Below are 21,362 nucleotides of genomic sequence, written 5' to 3'. Positions count from 1 at the left end.
TGCTGCGGGTCAGGCGCCGATACGCACGACCGTGCGCCCCTTGACCTCACCCCTGATGAATGCCTCGAATGCGGCCGGCAGCTCGTCGAATGCAATAGTCCTGGTAACGGCAGCCAGATGCCTCGGCTTGAGGTCGGTCGCGAGCCGGTCCCACACTTTCTTGCGCGTCGGAAATCCCATGTAGCCCGAATCGACCCCGAGCAGGCTCACGCCGCGCAGGATGAACGGGAAGACCGTCGTGTTGATGTTAAAGCTCGCCGCATTGCCGATGCTCGCGACGGTGCCGGCCTGCTTCATCGTCGCGAGGATCCAGTGCAGGATCTGCCCGCCCACGTTGTCGACCGCCCCTGCCCAACGGCCCGCTTCGAGCGGACGCACCTTCTCGAAGTCGATTGTATTCCGCAGCAGGATCTCGGCCGCGCCGAGCATCTTCAGGTAGTCGGACTCTGATTCCTTGCCGGTCAACGCGACGACGTGGTAACCGAGCTGCGACAGCATGTCGATCGCGAGCCCGCCGACGCCCCCCGTCGCACCGGTGACCACGACCGGGCCATTTGCCGGGGCGAGGCCGTTGTCTTCCATGCGCACGATGCCGAGCGCTGCGGTGAAACCCGCCGTGCCCAGGGCCATCGCCTCCAGCAGATCCAGTCCCGCGGGCAGCGGCACCACCCAGCCGGCCGGCACCCGCGCGTATTCGGCGTAACCGCCGTGGTGCGCGACGCCAATGTCGAAGCTCGTGGCAATGACCTTGTCGCCCGGACGGAAACGGGCATCGATGCTGTCCACGACTTCACCGGAGAGGTCGATGCCGCCGACGCACGGGAAACGCCGGATGATCTTTCCGGCGCCGGTCGCCGCCAGTGCATCTTTGTAGTTGATGCTCGAGTAATGCACCTTGATCAGCACTTCGCCGGCGTCGAGACCATCGCGATCCAGCGTCCCCATGCCGCTGACGACTTTCTTGCCTTCATCCTGATCGATCAGAAACGCTTTGAACGGTGCACTCACTGTGCCGTACTCCTCTGCGGTTGCGGGCGCCTGTAGACGACGCCGTCGTGATTTTTCGCCCGATTATAGCCAATTCACCGCGACGCCCCTGTGAAAGCGCGGCCGTTTCGCCGCATTAGCCCAAATTCCCCCTTCATTTCCCGGGCCCCCGAGCCGATAATCGTCTCATCGACACACGGTGTTACCACCATGGGCTTCATCGACACTCCTCTTCCCTCGGTCACAGCCTACGTCGAATTCATGTCCACGCAGGACGTTCCGGTGCTGCGCCGCACGGTCAAGGAACTGGCCGCGCTGCGCGACCGGCAGGACGGCTTGGGTGCCAAGGCGGTGGCTGCGGTCGTGCTGGCCGATCCCTTGATGACGATGAAGTTGCTGACGACGCTGCAGGCGAACCGCCCGGCGAAACAGAATCACGACATCACGACGATCGACCGCGCGATCATGATGATGGGCCTCGCGCCCTTTTTCGACCGCTTCGCCAACATGCCGACGGTCGAGGACACGCTCGTCGCGCATCCGAAGGCGCTGGTCGGCGTACTGAAGGTCATCGCCCGCGCCCGGCGCGCCTCGCACTACGCCCGCGACTGGGCAATCCTGCGCCACGACCTGGACGTCGACGAGATTACCGTCGCCGCGCTGCTGCAGGAGGCCGTGGAGATCCTGTGCTGGATTGCCGCGCCGAACCTGACCCAGCAGGTCTATGACATGCAACGCGGCGACCGCTGGCTGCGCAGCCCGGATGCCCAGCGAGCGGTGTTCGGTGTGACGGCGCAGGAGATCCTGTTCGCCCTGGTGCGAACGTGGCAGCTCCCCGAGTTGCTGACCAACTTGATGGACGAGACCCTCGCTGATCATCCACGCGTGCGAAACGTCGTCCTCGCTGCAAATTTTGCACGTCATCTGTCGAACGGCTGGGACAACGACGCCTTGCCGGACGACATCGCGGAGATCGAAAGTCTGGTGCGCCTGAACCGCGAAACCCTGCTCTCGCGGCTTGGGGTCCCCCAGGAAGAGCTCTTCCGCTTCGTGCCTCCCGCAACCTGAACTCCCGGCATGCTTTGGTATGATGCAGCGCGAATAGGGAGGGAGATACCATGAGCGTTTCCGCAGCCGTCCTGCTCGGCGTCGTTGTCGTCGGCGTGCTCTATGCCGTCGTGGCCTACAACGGGCTCGTGCAACTCAAGCACAACATCTCGAAGGCGTGGGCGAACATCGACGTGCTGCTCAAGCAGCGGCATGATGAGCTGCCCAAACTCGTCGAGGTCTGCAAGCAGTACAAGCAGTTCGAGCAGAAGACCTTGCAACGCGTGACCGAAGCGCGCGCCCGCGTTGCAAGCGCGCGCGAACAGCGGGACGTCGGCGCGCTGGGTCAGGCCGAGGGCATGCTGCGCGTGGGGCTCGGACAGATCTTCGCGGTTGCCGAGGCCTACCCGGAATTGAAGGCCAACGAGCACTTCATGCAGCTCCAGTCGCGCATCACGGCGCTGGAAAACAGCATCGCCGACCGCCGTGAGTGGTACAACGAGTCGGTCAACCTGCACAACGTCCGCATCGAACAGTTTCCGGACGTGTTCATCGCCCGAATGTTCCAGTTCGATGCCAAGCCCCTGCTGGAATTCGCGACCGTCGAGAAGGCCGACGTCGACCTGAAGGCGCTATTCAGCGCCTGATCCGGTGCCGGACGCACGGATGCTGACTCGCCTGCGCCGTGACATCGCCAACGTCACGCTGCCGACGCTGCAGCTCATCGCCGTCGTCATCATCATCAAGACTCCGCCCGGCTGGCCCTGGGTGCTCGCGCTCGGCATGCTGCTCGGCGCAGGTTTGTACGGTTGGGCACGCTCGCTCCGCACCGTCCGCATCATCACCGACACGCCCACGTCGCGCGTCGCCTCCGCCGCACAAGGCTATGTGGAACTTCGCGGGCGCGGCAAGCCACTCGACGGAACACCGCTGCTGTCTCCCGTGAATGGGTTGCCGGTGCTGTGGTACCGCGTAAAGACCGAAGAGCGCCGAACCGACGGCAAGTGGCACCATGTCGGCACCAACGAAAGCGACGCCTCATTCCTGCTCGACGACGGCAGCGGCACGTGTGCCGTGGATCCCGAAGGCGCGGACATGATGGTCAGCCGCAACGAGGTCTTTCGCCACGGAGACACCCGGCACACGCAATGGAGCCTGATCTCCCAAGACCGCGTGTACGTGCTCGGCGATTTCGCGACGCTCGGCAGCATTTCCCCCGACTTCGATATCTCGCGCCAGGTTCGCGAACTCCTCGAACACTGGAAATCGGATCGAAAAAGCCTGCTCCAACGTTTCGATCTCGACGGCAACGGCGAAATCGACATGCGCGAATGGGAGCTCGCCCGCAGCCAGGCGCGGCGCGAAGCGGTCAAGCTGCGCGACGAGGCCCTCAATGCGGCCGAGTGTCACGTCGTGCGCAAGCCGACGACCGGCTCGCTATACTTGATTTCGGACCTGAGCCCGGCTGCACTCGCCTGGCGCTATCGCTTGTGGTCCGCCTTCCATCTCCTGGTGTTCCTCGGCACAGCCGCCGCCGCAGCCTGGTATCAAGGCCACGGCCGCTTCTTGTGACGCGCCTCAGCCCTGGCGACTCTCGAGCTCCATCCAGCGGTTCATCGCGATCTCGACTTCAATGTCGAGTTCATCGAGACGCGCCTTGATCCGCGCGACTTCCTGCGGCCCCTGCTGATAGAGCGCAGGATCGGCCATGCGCGTGTGCAGATCGCCCTGCTCCGCCTCCAATGCTGCAATCCGGTCCGGAAGCGCCTCAAGTTCGCGCTTCTCGTTGAACGACAACTTGCCCGGTCGCGCCGCCGGCTTCGCTGGTGCCACCGCGGCCTGCGGCTTGGGCGAGGAAACCGCCTTCGCCCGCTCGGCTTCGCGCTCCGCGTCGGCCTGCTTGACGCGCTGCCAGTCCACATAACCGCCCGCATACTCGCCCCAGCGTCCATCGCCTTCGGCGGCGATCACCTGGGTGACGACGTTGTCGAGGAAGGCCCGGTCGTGGCTGACGAGAAAGAGTGTCCCGTCGTAACCGGCAAGGAGTTCTTCGAGGAGATCGAGCGTTTCGATGTCGAGGTCGTTCGTCGGCTCGTCGAGCACCATCACATTGGCGGGACGCGCAAAAAGTCGCGCCAGCAGCAGACGATTGCGCTCGCCCCCCGAAAGCGACTTCACCGGCGAACGCGCCCGTTCCGGAGCGAACAGGAAGTCGCCGAGATAGCCGATCACGTGCTTGCGCTCGCCGCCGATCTCGACGAAATCCGATCCCGGGCTGATCACTTCGGTCAGCGCCAGCTCGGGGTCGAGCTGTGCGCGCAGCTGGTCGAAATACGCGACGCTCTGGCGCGTGCCGCGGCGCACCGTCCCTTCGTCGGGTTCGAGCTCACCGAGGATCAGTTTGAGCAGCGTCGTCTTGCCCGCGCCGTTGGGACCGATCAGGCCCACTCGGTCGCCACGCATGATGCGCGTCGAGAAATCGCGTACAACCGTCCGCTGCCCGAAACGCTTCGTCACGTCGGTCAATTCGGCGACGAGCTGTCCGCTCTGGTCGCCCTTGTCGACTGCGAACTTGACGCTGCCCAGCCGCTCGCGCCGCGCGGCCCGTTCGCGGCGCAAGGCCTCGAGACGCCGCACGCGCCCTTCGTTACGGGTGCGACGGGCCTCGACGCCCTTGCGAATCCAGACCTCTTCCTGCGCGAGGACCTTGTCGAAGCGCGCGCTGGCCTTCCCCTCGGACTCCAGTTCTTCGGCCTTACGGCGCTGATAGTCGCCGAAACGGCCCGGATAGCTGCGCAAGGTGCCGCGATCGAGTTCGACGATCCGCGTCGCGACGTTATCCAGGAACACGCGATCGTGGGTGATGACGACGACCGCACCGCGGAACTCACGAATCAGGGACTCGAGCCACAGGATGCCGTCGATGTCGAGGTGGTTCGTCGGTTCGTCGAGCAACAGCAGGTCCGGCTCGGCAACCAGCGCCCGCGCCAGCGCAACGCGCTTCACACCGCCGCCGGAGAGGCTCGACACCAGCGCATCGCCGGGCAGGGCGAGCCGCTCGATCACTTCCTCCACGCGACGATTAAGCCGCCAGGCGTCGGCCGCCTCGACGGCATGCTGAAGCGCATCGAGTCGGGCGAGCGCCTCGGGGTCCGCCGACTCCGCCACGGCATGCATCGCGGCATGGTAGTCCACGAGAAGACGTGCAACGTCCCCAAGCCCGTCGGCGATCGTCGTGAACACATCGCGATCATGCGGAAAATCCGCTTCCTGCGGCACGTAGGCCACCACCAGCCCCGACTGGCGCCACACCGTGCCGTCGTCGAGCGCCGCTTGCCCGGCCAAGGCCTTCAACAGGCTGGACTTTCCCGAACCATTGCGACCGATCAAGGCCACGCGCTCGCCGGCATCGAGCTGGAATTCGGCATGATCGAGAAGATCGACGTGGCCGAAGGCAAGACAGGCGTTATCGACCGACAGCAGAGGCATGGCTTGTTACTCATCGAAGGGGATGTGCATTCTACCGGCCCGCCGAGGCCCCCGCGCGAATTCCCGCACTTGGTAATAAGCCTTCAACCAGATAGAATTGCGCGCTCCTTCTCCTCGTAGTTCAATGGATAGAACGAGCGCCTCCTAAGCGCTAGATACAGGTTCGATTCCTGTCGAGGGGACGCGGCCGAATACCTATTCGGCACCTTTCAGAAGCGCCTTCAAGTGGACCACCGGTATCGCGTAGGAAATCCCGGAAGGATCACTCAGCGCACTCTCCTTCGTCTTCTTCACGAAGGCCATATTCACGACCCCAAGCACTTCGCCCGTTTCGGCATCGAACATCGGGCTGCCGCTATTACCGGGGTAACTGGTCGCATCAAGCTGATAGACCTTGAATGCGCCTTCAACCAGGCGTCGGATCAAGGTTGCATTCAGATCACGCGCGCTACCCTGCGGTATCCCGAGCGGCGTGACAGCCGACACGATCCCTCGATGCGTCACTGGCGTCAGGCCCAGGGCGCTGCCGATCGGGAATCCGGTAAAGGCAATCGTCTGACCGTCGCTGACAAGGGCGCCGTCGCCCAGCGACAGCGGCGGCAGCGGCTCTCCTTCGAGACGAAGGATGGCAAGATCGCTGTTGGCATCGACTGCGATCGGTGACACCGGACGAATGCCCCCGCGCTGCGCGCCGGGAATCGCGATGACCAGAACCTCCTTCTGGTCGTCCGCAATCGACTGCGGTACAACATGCGCATTTGTTGCAATGATGTGGCCGTTTCCGACGGCGAAACCGGTGCCGAGAAAGCGAAACGCCGGATTTCTTGTACGCTGGAACGTACCTACCGCAACGACTGACGGCTTGATGCGCAATACGGTTTGCGTCAATTCGGCGGCAAACACGCACGGCGAGATGCCGCACGTCGGCAGAATGACGCAAAGCAAAATGTGCCAACAACGCTGAAGACGATCGATCAGAGCCGGCGTCACAAAGGCCCCCGTGGGCGCTCCGACTGCCCCGGCGCAGCTTTCAGGTTGCTGGGTTCAACGATCCGACTGTCGTAGGGGTGATGCCCGACCTTGACGAAGTCCAGGATGCGGGTCACGTAGGCCTTTGTCTCCGGGTAAGGCGGAATACCACGATACCGATCGACCGCCTTTTCTCCAGCGTTGTAACCCGCCGCGGCGAGCGCCACGTCGCCGCGAAAATACGCCAACAACCAGCGCAGATATGCCAGCCCTCCCCGGATGTTCTGCACTGGATCGAAGGGATTGCGGACATTGAAGCGCGCCGCCGTATCCGGGATGAGCTGCATCACACCCATCGCGCTCTTCGGGGATACGGCGACGGGATTGAACCGCGACTCGGTCAGTGCGATCGCCAGGGCAAGACGCGGACTGATCTGATAGTCGGGTGCGAGCTTGACGACCATGCGGGCGATCTCGCGCCGCTCCGGTTCGAGCGCCTCGATGTGAGCTTCCGGATCCCACTGCGAATCGGCCACCACGGTGCGCCGCGGCAACAGACAAGCCGGCACGCGGCCGGAATATTCACCCGTGTAACGGCTGAGGTTTGCCGCCTGCGCATGGCCGAGAAAGGCGGCCATGGCAAACAGGGTTCCCGCAAGACCGTCGTCGCGCTGCACGCCGCGCGCGTTGGCATACATCCAGCCAAGCGCGTACATCGCGTCGGCGCTGCCGAGGAGCACTGCTTCGCAATACAGTGCGGCCGCTCGCGACGGGTCACGCGCCACCCCCTCCCCGTGTTCGAAGCGCTCCGCCTCCGAGAGAAGATCGCGCTCCGTTCGCGGAAAGACGGCTTCGTTGGCAGCGACCGCCGTCAAAGGGTCTGCGGGCAGCGCCTGAAGAGGGACGACCGACAAACACAGCGCCAGCGACAGCATTCGAGGGAAACGACGTGCCGGATCCGAACCGTAGCATGACATCATCGTCATCCCTCCCGCTGGGGCATGGCCCCCTCGATTACGTTCGCAAGAGCGCCCTACAAGCGCCAGGCAATTCCCCCCGCGGCCGCAATCGCGTCGCGGTCATAGGCCGATTTCACGTCCGCAAAGACCCCCCCCGGCTGCAGTTTCGCGCAAATCTGTTCAATCGGCATTTCGAGATAGGCTTTGTGCGACACCGCGGCGACGATCGCCGCTGCAGTGGGCAAGTCTTCCCATGCAGTCAACTGGACCCCATATTCATGCGTCGCCTCGTCAGGATTCGCCACCGGATCGTGCACATGGACCCGGCAACCGAAGCTTTCGAGTTCGCGGATCACGTCGATCACCTTGCTGTTGCGCAGGTCCGGACAGTTTTCCTTGAACGTGAGGCCGAGCACGACGACGTCGCACCCGCGAATCGGATGCCCCGCGCCGATCATCTGCTTCACCGTCTGCTCGGCCACATACTTGCCCATGCCGTCGTTGATGCGGCGACCGGCAAGAATCACGTCCGGATGATGGCCGAGCATCTCCGCCTTGTGCGTCAGGTAATACGGATCGACACCGATGCAGTGCCCTCCGACCAAGCCCGGACGGAAAGGCAGGAAATTCCACTTTGTCCCGGCCGCCTCGAGCACTTCGAGCGTGTCGATGCCGATCTTGTGAAAGAGGACAGCCAACTCGTTCATCAGCGCGATGTTCAGGTCGCGCTGCGTGTTCTCGATGACCTTCGCCGCTTCGGCAACCTTGATCGAACTCGCGGGGAAGACACCAGCTGTGATGATCGCGCCGTAGATTTCGCCGACCTTCGCAAGCGTCTCCGGAGTGTCCCCGGACACCACCTTGACGATCTTCGTGACGGTGCGTTCCTTGTCGCCAGGGTTGATACGCTCAGGGGAATAGCCGACGAAGAAATCCTTCTTCCACTTCAGCCCCGACTCCCGCTCGATGATCGGTATGCAGATCTCCTCGGTCGCTCCGGGATACACGGTTGATTCGAATACCACGATCGCCCCGCGCTTCAGATTGCGCCCGGCGGTCTGTGAAGCGCCGACCAAGGGCGAAAAATCGGGCTGATGCGCATCGTCCACCGGGGTCGGAACGGCAACCACGATGAAATCCGCCTCGCGGATCACCGATGCATCGGTGTGGCAAGAAAGCTGCGTCGCCGCCCGCAGATCCTCGCTGGCCACCTCACCGGTCGGGTCGAAGTGCTGCCCGTACGCAGCCACCTTTTCCGCCGAAAGGTCAAACCCGACGGTCCGGAACTTCTTGCCGAATTCGACAGCGAGCGGCAGACCGACGTACCCCAGGCCAATGACTCCGATTGTCGTCATGAAATACATTCCTCTATTTGTCAGCGACAGCAATGCCAGACGGATAGCGACGCAGCCACGGCATCAGAGCGTTCCCTTGAGCGCAACGACTTCCGCCCGCAACGGGCTATCCGCGGGCAGCGACTGTAGCAGCAAATCGGCCTCCTTGCGTGCCTCGTCCTTGCGGCCGAGCTTGGCGAAGGCTCGTGCGAGATTCATCCTGATTCCCGGCGCGTTCGGCGCGAGAGACACGGCGCGCCGCAGGCTCTCGACCCCTTTGTCCGACTGCCCCATTTCCACCTGCAGCATACCCAAGGTATCGGCCACCGCCGCGCTGCCCGGAGCGAGACTCGCAGCCTGCTCGGCAAGCGTAAGAGCCCGCGGGTCCTTCCTCTGCCCCGCGAGCCAGGCCATGTTGTTGATCACTGCCGGGTCGTTGGGCTTGAGTCGATTGACATCTGCATAGAGTCTTTCGGCGTCCGTCAAACGCCCTTCGGCCATTGCGCGGTCCGCGAGATATGACGGCACCACGAAATCTTTGGGATTGCTGCGCAACCACCCTGACACCAATGCATCCGCCTCGCCTCTCTTGCCGGCCAGCAGCTGTGCGGCATGCAAGCGGGTGACGATCTGGGGCGCCTTTTCCAGTTCCAAAGCCCGTTTCAAAACCGCAACCGTGGAGGCCCAATCCTTCTTCGACACATAGACGTCAGCCTCCAGCAGCAAACCAATGACAGCCTTCGGACGCTGTTTCTGGATATTCCTGGCGAGCATCAATGCTTCGCCGTCACGCTTTTCCTCGACATATAGCGAAATGAGACGCTGCTGAACATCCAGGTGATCCGGCCGGAGGGCGAGCGCACGCCGCAGGGATTGCTCTGCCCCGTCGAGATCCTTGGATAGTCTCTGAGCGTCAGACAACTCGATGAGCGGCACCACGGAACGCGGTGCCAGATTCGCCTGCTTCGTGAAGGCCATAACCGCCTGCGGCTTATCGTCCGCCGCCAGTTGTGCCCGGCCCAGTGCGCGGAACACGCGAGCCTCGTTGGGCTGCGCCGCCGCCAACTCGATCGCGGTCTTCAGCGCCCGCTTCGCGTCACGCTGACGCAGGTCGTGTTCAATCAGCGCCAACCGCGGCACGGTTGCCGTGGGATTGGCGTTGGCAGCCCGCTCCAGGACTGCGCGCACGGCCTCCGGCTTGGCCCCCGTCTGCACGAGAACGTCGGCCAGCATCATCGCCGCCCCGACGTCCGCCGGGCTCTTCTGCACGATCGCCTCCAGACGACCGACTGCGTCTTGCGGCCGTTTCGCTTCGATATCCATGCGAGCCAGACCTGCGACGGCCGGCAGGTAATCCGTCTTGAGCGATACAGCCTTCTCGAACGCCTGCCGCGCACCCGAAACGTCCTTTCTTGCAAGAAGAACGCCACCTTTGACGGTGTATGTCTTCGGATCGTCGGCGTGCTTGGCCTCCATTTCACGCAATACCGCGGCGGCCCGTTCCGTTTCCCCCCTGCCCATATAGGTCAGGATCAGGGCCGTTTCAGCCTCCCCGTCGTCGGACTCCAATTTTGAAGCCGCTTCCAGATCCCCGATGCCGCTGTCACCCTTGCTCGCCAGCATTTTCGTGACACCCAGCTGGGTACGCGCCTGCGCGTCCCCCGGCTGTACAGCGACCAGCTCGGCAAACCGGCGGGATGCAGCCTCCATGTTTCCGCTTGCCACATAGATCTGCCCAGCCAAGCGCAGCACTTCCGGATCCTGGCTCCTCCCGTCGAGCAAGGGCTGAATAGTCTCCAACGCGTGCTCCGCATCCCCCAGCGCAAGTTCCGAACGCGCGAGCGCCAGGCGCGCCCCTTGATGGTTCGACACACTGGCCAACACGGCGTTGAAGTGTCCCAGCGCAATCAGATGTTCATTGAGACGCGCATGAACCAGGCCGGCGAGAAATCGTGCCGGGAGATAAGTGGGACTCTGCCACACCGCCTCATCCACGTTCTCCCGGGCGGAAGCAAGACTACCTTTCCTAAAATCGACGGTCGCCTGAAGAAAGCGGGTCAGCGGATGCTTGGCAGCCACCTTCTGCATCGCGGCCAAGCGTGTCACCGCCCCATCGAGATCATCCTGATGCAACAGCAACGAAATCAGCGTGAAGTGATAGTTGATGGCATCCGGCTGAGCCTTGACCGCCGCGTCCAACTCCGCAATCGCTTCGCTCGGCTTGTTCCGGACAATCAGAACGTCGGCGCGCAAAGCGTGCGCATCGGCCGCAAGATTGCCGGTCACCTTTTCGGACAGCACCGCATCGGCGTCTGCCATGGCGCCGTCGGTGTCGCCCTTCGCGAACTTGACCCGGCCAATGCCGATGCGCGCGGCGGGGTCCGTCGCAACTTGCTGGAGCGCAGCATCGAAAGCCGTTTTCGCCTGATCCACTTCACCCTTGCGTAAGTGCGCCTCGCCAACCGCCGCGAGCAGTTGTGCATCGGCCCCGGGCTCCTCAAGCCGAACACCCTCAAACTCCTTCAGAACCTGGTCGACCTCCCCCTGCCTGAGCAGTGCCCGTGCCAGGACAGGGCTTACCCGCAACGCGGAAACTCCGAATTCCGAAGCCCGTCGCAACTCCTTGACGGCGCCCGCCGCATCGCCCTGGCGCAGGTTAACCGTCCCCAACAGATAGCGCGCCTCGGCCAGCTTCGGGTCTTTTTGCAGCGCACTTTTCAGCTCGATGCTCGCCGCATTGACGTCATTCTTGTCGAGAAACTTCTGCGCGGATGCAACTCTTTCCGTGGGCGAATCGGAACAAGCGGACAGCCCGACCGCACATAGCGCTGCCAGCAGGGTCAGCCTAATTGCGGGTCGTACCCTCACCGGACGCTGCATGGTTAGTTCTCCCTTTTCAGTCCGAAGCGGTTCATCAGGTCGTAAAGAGACGGGCGGCTAATCCCGAGTACGTCCGCCGCCCGAGCGATATTGCCGTTTGTACGGGCAAGCACCCGGACGACGGCACGGCGCTCCGCCTCGTCCCGCACCTGACGGAGATTCAGGTGTTCAAGATTGTCTTCGACCTTGTCGAGTCCAAGGTCCTGCGCCGAGATCCGGCTCGTCTCCGTCATGATCACCGCGCGCTTCAGGCAATTTTCCAGTTCGCGGATATTCCCCGGCCAGTTATGCGCCTCAATTGACGCAACCGCATCGTCCCCGAGATGCAGCGACCCTCGCCCCAACTCCGCCGCATAACGTTGCACGAACGCATGCGCGAGCAAGCCCGCGTCCCCTTCTCGGTCGCGCAGAGGAGGAATATCGATCACGATTTCAGCAAGCCGGTAATACAAATCCTCGCGGAACTGACCGGTGCTGATCAGCGCCTTCAGGTCCCGATGCGTGGCGCAAATCACCCGCACATCCACGGGGATCTCGCCCCTTCCGCCAAGCCGCTCGATTACACGCTCCTGCAGGAAGCGCAGCAACTTTGCCTGCAGGGACATTGGGAGATCGCCGATTTCATCGAGGAAGAAAGTACCGCCATTAGCCGTTTCGATCTTTCCTGGCGTCTGCTTCGCGGCCCCCGTGAAAGCGCCCTTCTCGTAACCGAACAATTCGCTCTCGAGCAAAGGCTCCGGAATCGCCGCGCAGTTCACCGCGACGAAACGCCCTTTCGCCCGCGAGGACAATCCATGCAAGGCTCGCGCGAAGATCTCCTTGCCCGTCCCGCTTTCTCCGAGCAAGGCGACGGACACGTTCGCCGGGGCCACTTTTTCGATCGTTCGGCACAGCTTCAGCATCCCCGGGTCACGAGTGAGGATGCCCGCAAGCACGCTTCCCTGACGCTCCTTCAGGCGCGCGTTTTCGGCCTGCAGATCGTGCAGCCGGAAGGCTCGATCGATTGTCAGGCCAAGCAGTTCCGGCTCGAACGGCTTGCCGAAGAAATCGTAGGCGCCCATTGCGACCGCCTTCAGCGCGTTCTCCCGGTCGTGTTGCCCGGTCAGTACGATGACTTTGGTGTCCGGCGCCAGCGCCAGGATCTCCCCGAGCAGGCGAAAACCCTCGGTCACATCCCCAGGACTTGGCGGCAGCCCGAGATCCATTGTGACAACAGCGGGCTCGTAGCGGCGCAACTGTGTAATCGCCCCTTCACGGTCTTCCGCCAATACGGTTTCAAACGCATCAAACGCCCAGCGCATTTGCTTCTGCAGCGCAGGATCGTCCTCGACGATCAACAAAGGCCTGAGTTTCTGGTTCATGATCCGTGCGCCAAAATGCCCGATTCAGCCCGCGCCTGAGAGTCGCGCGTGACAGCCGGCAACGTCACCGTCACCCGCGTTCCACGCCCAGGCTCGCTTTCGAACACGATCGCTCCTCCCAACTCATTGAGATACTGCTGCGCTTCGAACACTCCTATTCCCATACCACCGGACTTGCTGGTATGGAAGGGACGAAACAAACGCTCACGCATGAAATCCTTTGTCATTCCGCACCCGGTATCCTCGACGACGATCCGGACGAGTCCATCACGCGCCGGTTCAACGCGAGCGGACACGCGTCCGCTATCCGGCGTCGCGTCCAGCGCGTTCTGCACCAGATGCCCCAGGATCCGCTCCAGCCGCTCGGGATGCGCCATGACCTCCGCGGCTGCCGGCTCGCCTTCGAGTTCAACGGACGGCCGTCGATGGCGATTCGCGAGACAGATTGCGGCAAGGTGATGGGCCACGTCGACGCGGCGTGGGGGATCGATCGAGCGCTTCTCCTGCAACTGCAACATCAAGGCACGCATGCGCCCCTCCACGTGTGCGACCGTCGCCAGCACGTCCGCCTGGAACTCAGGGTTGTCCTTGTGCCGCTCGGCATTCCTCAACACGAGCGACAGCTGAGCCACGAGATTCTTCAGGTCATGTACGACAAACGCCGTCATCCGGTTGAACGAATCGAACTTTCTCGCCTCCAGCAGCGCCTCGGCCGCCTGCATGCGCGCCAGGTAACTCGCGGCCTGTCGCTGCGCCGTCTTCAGCAAGTCCAACACCTCCCAATCGATGTCAAACGGCGTGCGAGGCGTATTCAGCACGACGAACCCGACCAGGGTGCCGGCGGATTTCAGCGGCAAGATCAGCCACGCATCGGGAATCATCGACAACCAGGATGGCAACACCAGCCCGCCGTAGTGCCCCGGTCGAATCCGGTACTCCTCAAGACTGATCACCCATTCCCGCTCATCGAGGAAGCGGCAGAAAACACTATCCTCCTCTTCCACCGCATCGATCGACGACTGATTCAAACGCGCGTGAGGCGTGAATCGTCCCGCTGCATCTTTGAGCCACATTGCGCCGCCCGAGCTCTCGACCAGATCCGACAAAGCCTTGATCACCGACTGGCCCAGATCCAGTGTCCCCCCCGCATCGGAAAGCGCTTGCGTGAACCTCAGCCATTCCAACCGGTAGTCGTACCGGTACGGAAACAGATGCTTATTGAGAAAGACCCGCAGACGCGCCCTTTGGGCGCCCGAAAACAGCAGCACGCCCAGCGACAGTACACCACCGAATAACAGCACCAACTGCAGCGCCCGCCCCCAGTCCCCGCCCACATACCGGACGTAGTAACCCACCGCCGCAATGACGATCAGATACATCCCGGACAAGGCCAGTGCGGTCGAATGAAAGACCATCACGCGGGACACGGCAATCTTCAGCGTCCAGGACGGAATACGCCCGGCCGATACCGCGATCAGCGGCAGCGATAACGCGCTCGCGGCCCCTCGCACGCTCCATAGATCGGCGTCCAGACGCCCGAATAACATCCCATCGGCAAAGAAATACAACTCGAAAACATTCGTCGCCCCAACCGCCAGGCAAAGCGGCTTGAGCCCCCAGCGGAACTCGCCGGGCGTTCCCCGATACACCTGTTCCACGAGCACCAGACCAAACACCGCGCCCGCAAGAAAGCTCCCGAGCCGCACCCCGTTGCCAAACTCGCCGAACGTGAGCCCAAACCCGGCCGAAACGATACTCGCGCATTCGGCGAGCACGACAAGCGTCGCTCCGACCACCGGCCAGCTGCTCTTCCTGCCACCGAGCGGCTGCAACAAGACGACCATGAACCCGAGCCAGCATGCCTGGCGCGCGACATCCAGCACCCAGGCCAGTTGCCCGATCCAATCCACACGCAAATAGGAAAAGACGCTATTGGCCGTCGCCCATAGCCCGCTCGCAACCACTGCCGCTAGCAGCAATCCGGCGGGAAGGCCTCCCCGCCAGCCACGCATCAGCTGAATGGCCAGGAGAGCAAAGGCACAGGCCGCCACTCCATAGGCCACGATGGCAGCAGTCACACCAGACTCCGTTACCTCAAATGTTGCGACTGGCCATCAAGGGCGGCTGTTAGTGCGCCCCCTCTCCGGTCAGTACGACTCTGACAGTCTCGAACAAGACCAGGGTATCCAGTACCAACGTATGGTTCTTCACATAATAGAGATCGTATTGAAGCTTCTCGATCGCCTCATCGATAGAAGCACCATACTGGTACCGAACCTGGGCCCACCCTGTCACTCCGGGCTTGACGCTGTGCCGCACCGCGTAGAAGGGCACCTGATGCGACAACTGATCCACGAAATACGGCCGCTCGGGACGTGGACCGACAAGACTCATTTCACCCGAAATGACATTCAAAAGCTGCGGCAACTCGTCGATCCTCAAGCGCCGGAGGATTCGTCCTACACGGGTCACCCGGTCGTCGTGGCTCGTTGCCCAACGCGGCTTCCCGTCGCTTTCGGCGTCCCGCCGCATGCTGCGGAACTTGATCACCCGGAAGACGCGCCCCGCCCGTCCCACCCGCTCCTGTCGGTAGAACACCGGCCCGCCGTCTTCCAGCAAGATCAAGATCGACGTCACCGCCATGATCGGCAAGGCCGGCAGCAACAACAAGAACGACGCGGCGAGATCGAAACAACGCTTCGTGAATGTGCGCATCAGACTCTGCCGAAAGCCGTCTCCGTAGATCAACCAGCTGGCCTTCAAGGAATCGATCCTGACCTTCCCTTGCACCCGCTCGAAGAAAGACGAAAGATCCATTACGCGCACACCGCGCAACTTGCAGTCGAGCAACTCGCGGATCGGCAAAACACCTCCCCTCCGCTCGCGCACGGCGACAATGATGTCGTTGACTCGTGCATCTCGCACCGCCTCCAACAAGCCCATGTCGTTTTCGATCACTTGCGCGGCACTCACCGCACGGCAATCCTCCCCGCCCGGCGCGTAGAAACCGACAATCTCCATTCCCGAACGCCCCGAAGATCCCAGCGAGCGCTGAACCTCCACCGCTTCCGGCCCCGTGCCGATGACTAAGACCCTCGGAGCAAAAACCGACCTCGATTCGTGACGGCTGACAACGCCGCGCATCAGCAGCACAACGACCACGAGCAACACAACCGAAAACTGCAGCGCCTCAGATGCGAAATAGTCCCACGGAAGAATCGAGAAGACACCCCAGGCCAACGGGATGCTCACCAACAAGGACACGACAAGGCGCGCCACGACAGCCCGGCCCGACAGACCAACCGGAGTCACCCGATAGAACCCGAGGGCCGAATTCAGGAAGATCATGAAGATCGTAAAAGTCAGCGCAGAAGGTGCAACAATGCGCCAATCCGCATCCCCGCCGTGCGTTTCGACCAGCACCGCGAATACCACGGCAACGAAGAGGATCAGAGCATCAAACGCAACCTGGTGCAGCGCGCCGGACGGAAAATACTGACCGAAGACCTTGAGCATGGCACGCACTCCCCAGCGGAAGCCGTCGGACCCGCACCATCAAGGCAGGAACGCGTCACGGCAGCTCCGGGCGCAATTTAGAGTTGAATGAAACTCTATCCCGAAAGCCATGACGTCATTGTTAAACAGATCACGGAACGGAGCCTGTCACAACCCGATACAGATCCTCCGCGGGCAACCCAAAACTCCCTTTCCGACGCCCCTTACAGCCGCCGAAGCCGCTCTCCTATCACCTCGATCGCGGCAATGGCTTCAGGAAATAGCTTCGGAAGCGTCACGAATCCGTGCACAACCCCATCGAACATCACTCGATCGACGGCACCGCCCTCGCGCTCCACCCGCGCCGCGAATGCAAGGCAGTCGTCTACCAAGGGGTCAAACTCCGCCATCAGGAGAAGAATCGGAGGCAGCCCTGCCAACGAATCGGCCAGGAACGGGGAAGTGCGCCAATCGTCCGCACCACCCTCCGGCAGATAACGAGTGAAGAACCACTCGAGGCTCTCCCGGTCCAGGAAATACCCATCGCTGAAGCGCTTTCGCGACGGACGCTCACTGTGAATCTGGGTCGACGGATAGATGAGCAGCAGCTGTCTCACGGCATCCACACCGCGATCGCGCGCCTCCAGCGCGGTGACCACAGCCAAATTCCCGCCGGCACTGTCGCCTGCAAGAGAGATTTTTCGCGGATTGATTCCGAGCAGGCCGTGATTCTCCTGCGCCCATTTCAGAGCGAACATCGAATCACGCACCGCAGCTGGAAAGGCATGCTCCGGCGCCAAACGGTAGTCGACAGACAACACGGCACAACCCGACGCATTTGCGAGCCTGCGGCAAAAACCGTCATAACTCGCGACATCCCCGATGCACCAGCCCCCGCCATGCAGATAGATGACAAGCGGCAAGACATCGGAGGGGTTCGCGCCGAGTGGGCGATATGAGCGCGCAAGTAATACATCGCCGCTATCCGTCCGCCCTATCGGCACATCGACGACGTACGCCACGGCGACGCGTTCCCCACCGAAAGCGAATTGCAGCTTCTCAAATGAATGGCGCGCCTGAGCGACGGACAGCTCGTAAAAGCGCGGAGCTCCGACGCGATACACCATGTCGAGCAGAGATTGTGCTTGTGCAGTCAAAGGCATCGGCAATGGTGGGCCTCGTCGATCATTCCGAGGCCTTGAAGAAGGTGGCGCGCCGGATTCTAGCAGTGTGCCGGCCGGCAGACGTAAAAAAGCCCGCAGTCTGGTCTGAGACGGCGGGCTTTTTTGGGATAGGTAGTCTGACGATGACCTACTTTCGCACCCACGAGAGGCACTATCATCGGCGCGGTCCTGTTTCACGGTCCTGTTCGGGATGGGAAGGGGTGGTTCCGGGACGCTATGGTCGTCAGACTGTAAAGGGGAACAAAGGGGGAGAAGTGTGTGCGGTATGGGGGGTTGTGATTGCTTGCGCGGTGTTGCTTGCGGGTGAGGCGTGGATCCAGGGTTATAGGATCAAGCCGCACGGGCAATTAGTATCGGTTAGCTTAACGCATTACTGCGCTTCCACACCCGACCTATCAACGTTGTGGTCTTCAACGACCCTTCAGGGGGCTCGAGGCCCCGGGGAAGTCTCATCTTGAGGCGAGTTTCCCGCTTAGATGCTTTCAGCGGTTATCTCTTCCGTACTTAGCTACCCGGCGATGCGACTGGCGTCACAACCGGTACACCAGAGGTACGTCCACTCCGGTCCTCTCGTACTAGGAGCAGGTCCTCTCAAACTTCCAGCGCCCACGGCAGATAGGGACCAAACTGTCTCACGACGTTTTAAACCCAGCTCACGTACCACTTTAAATGGCGAACAGCCATACCCTTGGGACCGGCTACAGCCCCAGGATGTGATGAGCCGACATCGAGGTGCCAAACTCCGCCGTCGATGTGAACTCTTGGGCGGAATCAGCCTGTTATCCCCAGAGTACCTTTTATCCGTTGAGCGATGGCCCTTCCATACAGAACCACCGGATCACTATGACCTGCTTTCGCACCTGCTCGACTTGTCGGTCTCGCAGTCAAGCCGCCTTTTGCCATTGCACTATCAGTACGATGTCCGACCGTACCTAGGCGACCTTCGTACTCCTCCGTTACCTTTTAGGAGGAGACCGCCCCAGTCAAACTGCCTGCCATGCACGGTCCCCGACCCGGATTCACGGGCCCAGGTTAGAACCTCAACGACACCAGGGTGGTATTTCAAGGACGGCTCCACGACAACTGGCGTTGCCGCTTCAAAGCCTCCCACCTATCCTACACAAGTCCCGTCAAAGTCCAATGCAAAGCTACAGTAAAGGTTCATGGGGTCTTTCCGTCTAGCCGCGGGTAGATTGCATCTTCACAAACACTTCAACTTCGCTGAGTCTCAGGAGGAGACAGTGTGGCCATCGTTACGCCATTCGTGCAGGTCGGAACTTACCCGACAAGGAATTTCGCTACCTTAGGACCGTTATAGTTACGGCCGCCGTTTACCGGGGCTTCGATCAAGAGCTTGCACCCCATCACTTAACCTTCCGGCACCGGGCAGGCGTCACACCCTATACGTCCACTTTCGTGTTTGCAGAGTGCTGTGTTTTTAATAAACAGTCGCAGCCACCGATTCTCTGCGGCCCCGTCGCCCTTCGGATGTACTCCTACAAGCTACCGGGGCATACCTTCTCCCGAAGTTACGGTATCAATTTGCCGAGTTCCTTCTCCTGAGTTCTCTCAAGCGCCTTAGAATTTTCTTCCTGCCCACCTGTGTCGGTTTGCGGTACGGTCGATTCTAGACTGAAGCTTAGAGGCTTTTCCTGGAAGCAGGGTATCAACCACTTCGGTCTCAAAGAGAACCTCGTCATCACGCCTCAGCTCAGCCCGACGGATTTGCCTATCGGGCACGCCTACACGCTTAAACCGGGACGTCCAACACCCGGCCGGCCTAACCTTCTCCGTCCCCCCATCGCATCTAAAATCGGTACGGGAATATTGACCCGTTTCCCATCGACTACGCATTTCTGCCTCGCCTTAGGGGCCGACTCACCCTGCGTCGATGAACGTTGCGCAGGAAACCTTGGGCTTTCGGCGAGGGTGCTTTTCACACCCTTTATCGCTACTCATGTCAGCATTCGCACTTCCGATACCTCCAGCATCCCTCTCGAGACACCTTCGCAGGCTTACGGAACGCTCCCCTACCATCTCTTACGAGATCCGCAGCTTCGGTTCATGGCTTGAGCCCCGTTACATCTTCCGCGCAGGACGACTCGACTAGTGAGCTATTACGCTTTCTTTAAAGGGTGGCTGCTTCTAAGCCAACCTCCTAGCTGTCTATGCCTTCCCACTTCGTTTCCCACTTAGCCATGTATTTGGGACCTTAGCTGGCGGTCTGGGTTGTTTCCCTCTCGTCCCAGGACGTTAGCACCCCAGGACTGTCTGCCGTATATCACTTTGCGGTATTCGGAGTTTGCTATCGCGGGGTAGATCGCAGTGACCCCCCCAACGATTACAGTGCTCTACCCCCGCAAGTGTCCGTACGACGCACTACCTAAATAGTTTTCGGGGAGAACCAGCTATTTCCGGATTTGTTTAGCCTTTCACCCCTATCCACAGCTCATCCCCTAATTTTTCAACATTAGTGGGTTCGGACCTCCAGTACCTGTTACGGCACCTTCATCCTGGCCATGGATAGATCATCCGGTTTCGGGTCTACGCCCAGCAACTCAGTCGCCCTTATCAGACTCGGTTTCCCTACGCCTCCCCTATTCGGTTAAGCTCGCTACTGAACGTAAGTCGCTGACCCATTATACAAAAGGTACGCAGTCACCCCACAAGGAGGCTCCCACTGTTTGTATGCATGCGGTTTCAGGATCTATTTCACTCCCCTCCCGGGGTTCTTTTCGCCTTTCCCTCACGGTACTGGTTCACTATCGGTCGATCACGAGTATTTAGCCTTGGAGGATGGTCCCCCCATCTTCAGACAGGATTTCACGTGTCCCGCCCTACTTGTCGCACGCTCAGACCCGCCACCCAGTTTTCGCATACGGGACTATCACCCTGTATCGTCGGACTTTCCAGACCGTTTTGCTAACTCGATGGTTTAGTCGTGCAGGCTCTTCCCCGTTCGCTCGCCACTACTTGGGGAATCTCGGTTGATTTCTGTTCCTGCGGCTACTTAGATGTTTCAGTTCACCGCGTTCGCCTCCACACGCCTATGTATTCAGCGCGGGATACCTCAAAGAGGTGGGTTTCCCCATTCGGACATCGGGGGATCAATGCTCCATTGCCAGCTCCCCCCCGCTTTTCGCAGGCTTGCACGTCCTTCATCGCCTGTGATCGCCAAGGCATCCACCACATGCACTTAGTCGCTTGATCCTATAACGCTGGACCCCTCCTACAGGACCCCACCACTACAGGCAACTCGCGCTTGTGCGCACCTACCTGCCGCCGGTTCAAAGCGCAGATAGATGCAAAAAATGCAATCACACCAACCCATGCCACAATCGATCTTCCGACCGACTGTCGCACACTTTACTTCTTCCACTTTGTTAAAGAACATTGGCACTCAGGCCTAAGCGCTACGCAGCCCACCGGAGCTACCCACCGCTTAACCCTGACGCGAGCCCCACCTATCATGGTGGAGGATGACGGGATCGAACCGACGACCCCCTGCTTGCAAAGCAGGTGCTCTCCCAGCTGAGCTAATCCCCCCCGATACTGCGTGTGGTGGGTCTGGTTGGGTTCGAACCAACGACCCCCGCCTTATCAAGACGGTGCTCTAACCAGCTGAGCTACAGACCCTCCGATACCGCGAGGCTCTCG

General features: G+C 61.2%; 13 protein-coding genes, 3 tRNA genes and 2 rRNA genes. 4 read left to right on the top strand and 14 right to left on the bottom strand.

Going from position 1 to position 21,362, the window contains the following annotated elements:
- Positions 1 to 9: 9 nt before the first annotated feature.
- Entirely contained in the window at positions 10 to 1,008 is a 999-nt protein-coding gene (locus AZKH_RS05350) for an oxidoreductase (RefSeq protein ID WP_015434719.1), read from the bottom strand.
- 189 nt (positions 1,009 to 1,197) lie between these two features.
- On the opposite strand from AZKH_RS05350, the gene AZKH_RS05345 reads away from it, so the two are divergent.
- Genes AZKH_RS05345 through AZKH_RS05335 form a run of 3 tightly spaced genes read left to right on the top strand, consistent with a single transcriptional unit; the run spans position 1,198 to position 3,606 of the window.
- Positions 1,198 to 2,055: an HDOD domain-containing protein gene (locus tag AZKH_RS05345; RefSeq protein WP_015434718.1), complete on the top strand. Its 858-nt coding sequence runs from the start codon at positions 1,198 to 1,200 to the stop codon at positions 2,053 to 2,055.
- Positions 2,056 to 2,105: 50 nt separating this feature from the next.
- The gene (locus AZKH_RS05340) at positions 2,106 to 2,681 is read left to right on the top strand and encodes a LemA family protein (protein ID WP_015434717.1); all 576 of its coding nucleotides are present in this window, start codon (positions 2,106 to 2,108) and stop codon (positions 2,679 to 2,681) included.
- Between the two features lie 19 nt (positions 2,682 to 2,700).
- On the top strand, positions 2,701 to 3,606 hold the full coding sequence (locus tag AZKH_RS05335) for a hypothetical protein (RefSeq protein ID WP_015434716.1): 906 nt from the start codon (positions 2,701 to 2,703) through the stop codon (positions 3,604 to 3,606).
- A 6-nt stretch (positions 3,607 to 3,612) separates the two neighbouring features.
- Here the strand turns inward: AZKH_RS05335 and AZKH_RS05330 are convergent, their stop codons facing one another.
- Entirely contained in the window at positions 3,613 to 5,523 is a 1,911-nt protein-coding gene (locus tag AZKH_RS05330) for an ATP-binding cassette domain-containing protein (RefSeq protein ID WP_015434715.1), read from the bottom strand.
- Between the two features lie 110 nt (positions 5,524 to 5,633).
- Between AZKH_RS05330 and AZKH_RS05325 the strand changes: the two genes are divergently transcribed.
- Positions 5,634 to 5,705 (top strand) — tRNA-Arg (locus tag AZKH_RS05325).
- 13 nt (positions 5,706 to 5,718) lie between these two features.
- On the opposite strand, the gene AZKH_RS05320 is transcribed toward AZKH_RS05325, so the two are convergent.
- The 12 genes from AZKH_RS05320 to AZKH_RS05265 form a co-directional block, all read right to left on the bottom strand.
- Positions 5,719 to 6,513, bottom strand: a complete 795-nt coding sequence (locus AZKH_RS05320) for a serine protease (RefSeq protein WP_015434714.1) — start codon at positions 6,511 to 6,513, stop codon at positions 5,719 to 5,721.
- Entirely contained in the window at positions 6,510 to 7,427 is a 918-nt protein-coding gene (locus AZKH_RS05315) for a transglycosylase SLT domain-containing protein (protein ID WP_156822038.1), read from the bottom strand. The genes AZKH_RS05320 and AZKH_RS05315 overlap by 4 nt, the downstream gene beginning before the upstream one ends.
- Positions 7,428 to 7,525: 98 nt before the next feature.
- Positions 7,526 to 8,806 carry a nucleotide sugar dehydrogenase gene (locus AZKH_RS05310; RefSeq protein ID WP_041655945.1) on the bottom strand — a complete coding sequence of 427 codons (1,281 nt, stop codon included), beginning with the start codon at positions 8,804 to 8,806 and terminating at the stop codon, positions 7,526 to 7,528.
- Positions 8,807 to 8,869: 63 nt separating this feature from the next.
- Entirely contained in the window at positions 8,870 to 11,665 is a 2,796-nt protein-coding gene (gene prsT / locus AZKH_RS05305; protein WP_015434711.1) for an XrtA/PEP-CTERM system TPR-repeat protein PrsT, read from the bottom strand.
- Between the two features lie 2 nt (positions 11,666 to 11,667).
- Complete coding sequence (prsR, locus tag AZKH_RS05300; RefSeq protein WP_015434710.1) at positions 11,668 to 13,026, bottom strand: PEP-CTERM-box response regulator transcription factor; 1,359 nt, start codon at positions 13,024 to 13,026, stop codon at positions 11,668 to 11,670.
- Positions 13,023 to 15,104: an XrtA/PEP-CTERM system histidine kinase PrsK gene (prsK, locus tag AZKH_RS05295; RefSeq protein WP_015434709.1), complete on the bottom strand. Its 2,082-nt coding sequence runs from the start codon at positions 15,102 to 15,104 to the stop codon at positions 13,023 to 13,025. The genes prsR and prsK overlap by 4 nt, the downstream gene beginning before the upstream one ends.
- Before the next feature lie 49 nt (positions 15,105 to 15,153).
- The gene (locus AZKH_RS05290; protein ID WP_015434708.1) at positions 15,154 to 16,542 is read right to left on the bottom strand and encodes a TIGR03013 family XrtA/PEP-CTERM system glycosyltransferase; all 1,389 of its coding nucleotides are present in this window, start codon (positions 16,540 to 16,542) and stop codon (positions 15,154 to 15,156) included.
- Between the two features lie 203 nt (positions 16,543 to 16,745).
- Positions 16,746 to 17,684 carry an alpha/beta hydrolase gene (locus AZKH_RS05285; RefSeq protein ID WP_015434707.1) on the bottom strand — a complete coding sequence of 313 codons (939 nt, stop codon included), beginning with the start codon at positions 17,682 to 17,684 and terminating at the stop codon, positions 16,746 to 16,748.
- Positions 17,685 to 17,819: 135 nt separating this feature from the next.
- Positions 17,820 to 17,933, bottom strand: a 5S ribosomal RNA gene (gene rrf, locus AZKH_RS05280).
- Positions 17,934 to 18,031: 98 nt separating this feature from the next.
- A 23S ribosomal RNA gene (locus AZKH_RS05275) occupies positions 18,032 to 20,915 on the bottom strand.
- A gap of 260 nt (positions 20,916 to 21,175) precedes the next feature.
- Positions 21,176 to 21,251, bottom strand: a tRNA-Ala gene (locus AZKH_RS05270).
- Positions 21,252 to 21,264: 13 nt separating this feature from the next.
- Positions 21,265 to 21,341: transfer RNA gene (locus AZKH_RS05265), tRNA-Ile, on the bottom strand.
- Positions 21,342 to 21,362: the final 21 nt, after the last annotated feature.

The sequence above is a fragment of the Azoarcus sp. KH32C genome (assembly GCF_000349945.1).
Taxonomy (GTDB): Bacteria; Pseudomonadota; Gammaproteobacteria; order Burkholderiales; family Rhodocyclaceae; genus Aromatoleum.
The sequence above is the reverse complement of the archived record's forward strand: the minus strand, read 5'-3'. Positions and strand labels throughout refer to the sequence as shown.

Bases quoted from the DNA above. Each gene is read 5' to 3' on its own strand.
- AZKH_RS05345 (WP_015434718.1), top strand. From the start codon at position 1,198: ATGGGCTTCATCGACACTCCTCTTCCCTCGGTCACAGCCTACGTCGAA.
- AZKH_RS05340 (WP_015434717.1), top strand. From the start codon at position 2,106: ATGAGCGTTTCCGCAGCCGTCCTGCTCGGCGTCGTTGTCGTCGGCGTG.
- AZKH_RS05335 (WP_015434716.1), top strand. From the start codon at position 2,701: ATGCTGACTCGCCTGCGCCGTGACATCGCCAACGTCACGCTGCCGACG.
- AZKH_RS05330 (WP_015434715.1), bottom strand. From the start codon at position 5,523: ATGCCTCTGCTGTCGGTCGATAACGCCTGTCTTGCCTTCGGCCACGTC.
- AZKH_RS05315 (WP_156822038.1), bottom strand. From the start codon at position 7,427: ATGCTGTCGCTGGCGCTGTGTTTGTCGGTCGTCCCTCTTCAGGCGCTG.
- AZKH_RS05310 (WP_041655945.1), bottom strand. From the start codon at position 8,806: ATGACGACAATCGGAGTCATTGGCCTGGGGTACGTCGGTCTGCCGCTC.
- prsT (WP_015434711.1), bottom strand. From the start codon at position 11,665: ATGCAGCGTCCGGTGAGGGTACGACCCGCAATTAGGCTGACCCTGCTG.
- prsR (WP_015434710.1), bottom strand. From the start codon at position 13,026: ATGAACCAGAAACTCAGGCCTTTGTTGATCGTCGAGGACGATCCTGCG.
- AZKH_RS05290 (WP_015434708.1), bottom strand. From the start codon at position 16,542: ATGCTCAAGGTCTTCGGTCAGTATTTTCCGTCCGGCGCGCTGCACCAG.
- AZKH_RS05285 (WP_015434707.1), bottom strand. From the start codon at position 17,684: ATGCCTTTGACTGCACAAGCACAATCTCTGCTCGACATGGTGTATCGC.